1 pseudogene is annotated in these 380 nt (G+C 45.5%); it reads right to left on the bottom strand.

Annotated features, from left to right (window positions below):
• Nucleotides 1–360: pseudogene (locus AB4585_RS25230) on the bottom strand (hypothetical protein); the annotation flags it as partial.
• Between the last annotated feature and the right edge of the window lie 20 nt (nucleotides 361–380).

Genomic DNA, 380 nt, shown 5'->3' on the forward strand with positions numbered 1-380 from the left:
ATCTTCAGTGCGCTCTGTACGTTCAAATCTCAGGGTAAACAGACGATTAGCTAGATAGAGCGTAACGACCTCCGAGTCCAACTCATGACGAGATAGCGACAGACCGGGAATCGTAAAGCGCACGTAATCGATTAGACCAGTCGATGGATGAAAAGTTGAATCAAGCACATAACGCCCAAACACTTTCGTGTTCACACATTCGTTGATTGCTATTTTTTCCATATCCATCTTGTTGGCAAGCTCTGGCGTCATAGTTTCATGACTCAAGCAACGCTCGATAGAACCCAAACCACGCGCGACATTTTTTATTAGCGATGAGGCGACTGTTAAGCTACTGAAAACCGCATGCGTATCTGTCATTTCACCCAATAAGCGAGGTC

Source organism: Vibrio sp. 10N.222.49.C9, from assembly GCF_041474985.1.
Taxonomy (GTDB): domain Bacteria; phylum Pseudomonadota; class Gammaproteobacteria; order Enterobacterales; family Vibrionaceae; genus Vibrio; species Vibrio crassostreae_C.